The 5,355-nt window shown below is 70.2% G+C and carries 6 protein-coding genes; 5 read left to right on the top strand and 1 reads right to left on the bottom strand.

Going from position 1 to position 5,355, the window contains the following annotated elements:
• From ABZE72_RS15405 to ABZE72_RS15390, 4 genes are all read left to right on the top strand, one after another.
• The coding region (locus ABZE72_RS15405) for a 1,4-dihydroxy-2-naphthoyl-CoA synthase (protein ID WP_372729916.1) at positions 1-763 on the top strand (763 nt) is incomplete at its 5' end.
• 59 nt (positions 764-822) lie between these two features.
• Positions 823-1,329, top strand: a complete 507-nt coding sequence (locus tag ABZE72_RS15400; RefSeq protein WP_372729915.1) for a DUF4333 domain-containing protein — start codon at positions 823-825, stop codon at positions 1,327-1,329.
• Positions 1,330-1,333: 4 nt separating this feature from the next.
• Entirely contained in the window at positions 1,334-1,945 is a 612-nt protein-coding gene (locus tag ABZE72_RS15395) for a class I SAM-dependent methyltransferase (protein ID WP_372729914.1), read from the top strand.
• A 4-nt stretch (positions 1,946-1,949) separates the two neighbouring features.
• Complete coding sequence (locus ABZE72_RS15390; RefSeq protein ID WP_372729913.1) at positions 1,950-2,636, top strand: NAD-dependent deacylase; 687 nt, start codon at positions 1,950-1,952, stop codon at positions 2,634-2,636.
• A gap of 103 nt (positions 2,637-2,739) precedes the next feature.
• Here the strand turns inward: ABZE72_RS15390 and ABZE72_RS15385 are convergent, their stop codons facing one another.
• A complete protein-coding gene (locus ABZE72_RS15385; protein WP_372729912.1) occupies positions 2,740-3,513 on the bottom strand; it encodes a TetR/AcrR family transcriptional regulator in 774 nt (257 codons plus the stop codon).
• 75 nt (positions 3,514-3,588) lie between these two features.
• Between ABZE72_RS15385 and ABZE72_RS15380 the strand changes: the two genes are divergently transcribed.
• Positions 3,589-5,355: MMPL family transporter (locus tag ABZE72_RS15380; protein WP_372729911.1), on the top strand; the 1,767-nt coding region annotated here is incomplete at its 3' end.

Here is a 5,355-nt window from a genome sequence, read left to right as displayed (position 1 = left end):
CCGGCCGCACACGGTCGACGAGCTGTTGCGGGTCCTCGAGCACGCGCGGATCTCCAGCGACGTGGGCTGCGTGCTGCTCACCGGCAACGGCCCCAGCGAGAAGAACGACAAGTGGGCGTTCTGCACCGGTGGCGACCAGCGAATCCGGGGGCGTACGGGCTACCAGTACGCCGAGGGTGAGACGGCCGAGTTCGTCGACAAGGCCAAGCTCGGCCGGCTGCACATCCTGGAGTGCCAGCGGTTGATCCGGTTCATGCCGAAGATCGTGATCTGCGTGGTCAACGGCTGGGCGGCCGGCGGTGGCCACAGCCTGCACGTGGTCAGCGACCTCACCCTGGCCAGCGCCGAGCACGCGCGCTTCAAGCAGACCGACGCCGACGTCGGGTCCTTCGACGGCGGCTTCGGCTCGGCGTACCTCGCTCGGCAGGTGGGCCAGAAGTTCGCCCGCGAGATCTTCTTCCTCGGTGAGGAGTACTCCGCCGAGGACGCCTTCCGGATGGGGATGGTCAACCGGGTCGTGCCGCACGCCGAGCTCGAGGCGGTGGCGCTGGAGTGGGGGCGGAAGATCAACGGCAAGTCGCCGACGGCCCAGCGGATGCTGAAGTACTCCTTCAACCTGATCGACGACGGTCTGGTCGGCCAGCAGCTCTTCGCCGGCGAGACCACCCGCCTGGCCTACATGACCGACGAGGCGGCCGAGGGCCGCGACCAGTTCCTGGAGAAGCGCGAGCCGGACTGGTCTCCCTTCCCGTGGTACTACTGAGCGACCCGATGCCCCCGATGCCCCGGCACGCCCCCGGACGCCAGGCCAGGAGCCGCTGCATGAGATCCATCGCTGCTGTCGCGGTCTCGCTGCTCGCGCTGTCGGGGTGCTCCACGCAGGTCTCCGAGACCGCGATCGTCAGCCAGGCGCAGCTCGAGACCCAGGTCTCGGCGCTGTTCACCGCCGCCGACCCCGAGGTCGAGGTGGTCGCCACCTGCGCCGGCGACCTGGGCGCCCGGGTCGGCGCCACCCAGGACTGTCACCTCGACATCGGCAAGCAGGACGCGGACGTCCGGGTCCGGGTGACCGAGATCGTCGGCAAGCAGACCAAGTTCGTGACCACGCCGTTCGTGCCGGCCACCCGGGTGGCCAAGAACATCGCCAGGTCCCTGCGCAAGCAGGGGTACCGGGTCGACCAGGTCGTCTGCCAGTCCGAGCTGATCGGCGAGGTCGGCGCGAAGGCGATCTGCGTACTGGCGCCGGCCGACCGGGACGGCAAGGTGCGGGCGAAGGTGAAGTCGGTCAAGGGCCTCAAGGTCAACTTCGACTACCGGGTGCTGGGTTGAGCCGGTGACCCGCTGGCAGGAGATCGCGCGCAGGGGCGTCGGTCCCGACTACGCGCGGACCTATGCCGAACAGTTCCGTCGGATGGCGGCGGGCGGGCAGGACATCCACGGCGAGGCGGCGTTCGTGACCGGGCTGGTGCCGTCGCCCGCGCGGGTCCTTGACGCCGGCTGCGGGACGGGCCGGATCGCCGTACGACTCGACGAGCTGGGGTACGACGTCGTCGGCATCGACGTGGACCCGCCGATGCTCGAGGTGGCTCGGGCCGAGGCGCCCGGTCTCGACTGGCGGCTGGCCGACCTGGCCACCGTCGACCTGGGCACGACGTTCGACGTCGTCGTGCTGGCGGGCAACATCTGGCCGCTGCTCGAGCCGGGGACGGTCGCGGCGGTGGCCGAGCGGCTCGCGGCGCACGTGGCGCCCGGCGGACGGCTGGTCAGCGGCTTCGGTCTGGACGCCGCGCACCTGCCGAAGGGCTGCCCGGTGACCGAGCTGGCCGAGGTCGACGCGGCGCTGCTGGGGGTCGGGCTGAGGTCGGTGGAGCGCTTCGCGGGGTGGGACCGGGCGCCGTACCGCGGCGACGAGGGGTACGTCGTCGCCGTGCACGGCCGGGGGTGAGTCGATGCGGGTCGTCGTCCTGACCGGTGCCGGGATCTCGGCCGAGAGCGGCGTACCGACGTTCCGCGACGCGGACGGGCTGTGGGAGGGACATCGGGTCGAGGACGTGGCGACCCCGGAGGCGTACGACGCCCAGCCGTCGGTGGTGCACCGCTTCTACGACGCCCGCCGTGCCGCGCTCGCCGCGGTGGAGCCGAACGACGCGCACCGGGCGCTGGCCCGGCTGGAGGCCGCCTGGGGCGACGACCTGCTGGTGGTGACCCAGAACATCGACGACCTGCACGAGCGGGCCGGGTCGAGCAATGTGCTGCACATGCACGGCGAGCTGCTGTCCGCGCTCTGCCGCGGCTGCGGTGGGCGGTTCCGGTGGCCCGGCGACCTGGGCGACTTCCCGCCCTGTCCGGGATGCGGGGTCAGCGAGCTGCGGCCGGACGTGGTCTGGTTCGGGGAGATCCCGCACGGGATGGACCGGATCGAGCACGCGATCCGGCGCGCGGACCTGTTCGTGTCGATCGGGACCTCCGGCGCGGTGTACCCGGCTGCCGGGTTCGTGCAGTACGCCTCGATGTGCGGGGTGCGGACCCTCGAGCTGAACCTGCTGCCGAGTGAGGGCACCCACCTGTTCGACGAGTGGCGGCACGGGCCTGCCGGCGTACTGGTGCCGGAGTGGGTCGCCTCGTTGCTGGAGTAGCTGGTGTCGGGATCCCCGGATATCCGGGGAACCTTGCGCTTCCAGGCCATTGCAATGCCATGGAAGCGCCAACATCCCCGGAGATCCGGGGATCCCGACACCCTCAAGCAGCCAGCGCGGCGCGCATGATCGGCTCCAGCCGACCCCAGTCGTCGGCCATCCCCAGCCCGGCCGCGTACCGCCGGACGGTGTCGACGAACATCTCCCCGCTCTCGATGATCCGCGGGTCCATGTGGCCGAACACCTCCAGCGTCACCACGCCGTACAACATCGTCCAGCCCTGCATGTACACCCAGATCAGCCCCCGGTCCTCGGGCGCCACCTTGTCCAGGTCGGCGGGGATCAGCGGGTCCCTCACGGCCTCGGCCACCGGCGCGGGCAGCTCGTCGAGGGTGGGGATCCGGTAGCCGGTCTGCACCCACAGGTCGTGCAGCAGGTCGGTGAACAGCTGCCCCGAGCTGGCCGCGGTGAGCAGGTCGCGCCGGATGCAGGAGGGGTCGGCGACCGGGTTCGCGAAGACCAGCGAGAACTCCCGCTTGTTCGCCAGCGCCCACTGCCGAAACGCCACCGAGGCGCAGACCAGCCGTGCCCCGGGGTCGTCGACCGGCTGGGTGTTCGCCGCGGCCTCGAACGTCGCGGTGGCAGCCCGGTCGATCTCGAAGGCCACCAGGTCGACGAGCTCCTGGTAGTTCGCCACGTAGCGGTAGAGGGCGGGCGCGGTCATCCCCATGCTGGCGGCCACCGCGCGCAGCGAGAGCTCCGACCCCTCGGCGAGCAGCTGTCGTGAGGTCCGCACGATCTCGTCGATGGTCGCTTCCCGCTGGCGCTCGCGACGCGTCTGTTCCTGGACCACCCGCAGCCCCTCCGCTCTAGACACGTTGACAGCAATAGTTTACACCGTTTACGGTTTACACCGTTCACCAAGATGAAGTGTAGTCACAGGAGTCTGATCATGGTTGATCGCTGGGGTGCCTTCGTGGCACGACGCGCACTCGCGGTGCTGCTTCTCGGCATGACGCTGGCCGTCGCAGCCGCCGGTTACGGCCTCGGCGTCTTCGACTCCCTCTCCCAGGGCGGCTTCGACGACCCCGCCTCCGAGTCGGCTCGCGAGCTGGCCCAGGAGCAGAAGGTCTTCGGCAACAAGACCGTCGACGTGGTCGCGATCTACTCCGACGACGAGCTGACCGCCGACGACCCCGCCTTCCGCGAGCGCGTGCAGCAGGTCGTCGACGGTCTGCCCGCCGGGACCACCACGTCGGTCCTGCCGTACTACGCCGTCGAGGACCCCTCGATGGTCAGCAAGGACGGCCACTCCGCCCAGGTGCTGATCTCGCTCGCGGGCACCAGCCAGGACGAGTACCTCACCAACTACGACATCCTCGAGCCCACGCTCGAGGCCGACGAGCTCGACACCGACGTCGCCGGCGCCTTCGCGGTGTACGGCGACGTCAACCGGATCAGCGCCGAGGACCTCCGTCGGGCCGAGGAGATCTCGCTGCCGATCGTCGTCCTGCTCGCGCTGCTGATCTTCGGCAGCCTCGTCGCCGCCTCGATGCCTGCCCTGGTCGGCGCGCTCGCCGTGATCGGCGCCCTGGCGATCGTCCGCGTGCTCACCCACTTCACCGAGGTCTCGGTCTTCTCCATCAACGTGATCTCGATGCTCGGCATGGGGCTCGCGATCGACTACGCCCTGTTCATCATCAGCCGGTTCCGTGAGGAGCTCGCGGTGATCCCGGCAGACAACCCCGACGCCTCGGCGATCGCCATCCGGGCCACCATGCGCACCGCAGGCCGCACGGTGCTGATCTCCGGACTCACCGTCGCGGCCGCGCTCTCCTCGCTGACCGTCTTCCCCCAGAACTTCCTGCGCTCGATGGGGTACGGCGGTGTCGCCGCCGTCCTGATCGCGATGGCGGCCGCGCTGACCGTGCTGCCGGCGATCCTGCGTCTGCTCGGGCGTCGGATCGACGCCGGCCGGCTGCCGTGGCGTCGCAAGCGCCCCGTCGTCGTCGAGTCCGACCACGGCTGGTGGGCCCGCCTCGCTCACGCCGTGATGCGTCGCCCCGTCGTGGTGATCGTGCTGGTCTCGACGTTCCTGCTCGTCCTGGCCTCGCCCTTCCTCGGCGTGAAGTGGGGCAGCGTCGACCACCGGGTGCTCCCCGAGGACGCGCCCAGCCACGTCGCCGCCGAGAAGCTGAACGCCGAGTTCGGACCCGAGCGCTCGACGGCCAGCCTGCTGGTCGACGGCGCCTCGCGCAACGAGGTGGCGTCGTACGTCGCGGAGGTCCGTCGGGTCGACGGCATCATCGACGTGCAGACCATCGAGACCCGCGGGGACGTCACCCTGCTCCGGGCGGTCTGGGACGGCAACAGCCAGACCGAGCGGTCCCAGCAGATCGTCGAGGACCTCCGCGACGTCGATCCGGAGTCCGGGACCGCTCTCGTCGGGGGACTCAGCGCCGAGACGGTCGACCTGGTCGACTCGGTGGGCAGCCACCTGCCGATCATGGGCCTGATCGTGATCGGCGTGATGCTGGTGCTGCTGTTCTGGGCCTTCGGTTCGGTGGTGCTGCCGCTCAAGGCGATCCTGATGAACGCGTTCTCGATCACGGCGAGCTTCGGGGTGGTGACCTGGATCTTCCAGGAAGGTCACCTCGAGGGCCTGCTCGGCTTCGAGTCGACCGGCTACCTCGACGCCACCAACCCGATCCTGATGCTG

Origin of the sequence: Nocardioides sp. (assembly GCF_041600255.1) — a bacterium.
Lineage (GTDB): Bacteria > Actinomycetota > Actinomycetes > Propionibacteriales > Nocardioidaceae > Nocardioides.
Note: the sequence above shows the minus strand (reverse complement) of the source record. Positions and strands in the feature narration are given on the sequence as shown.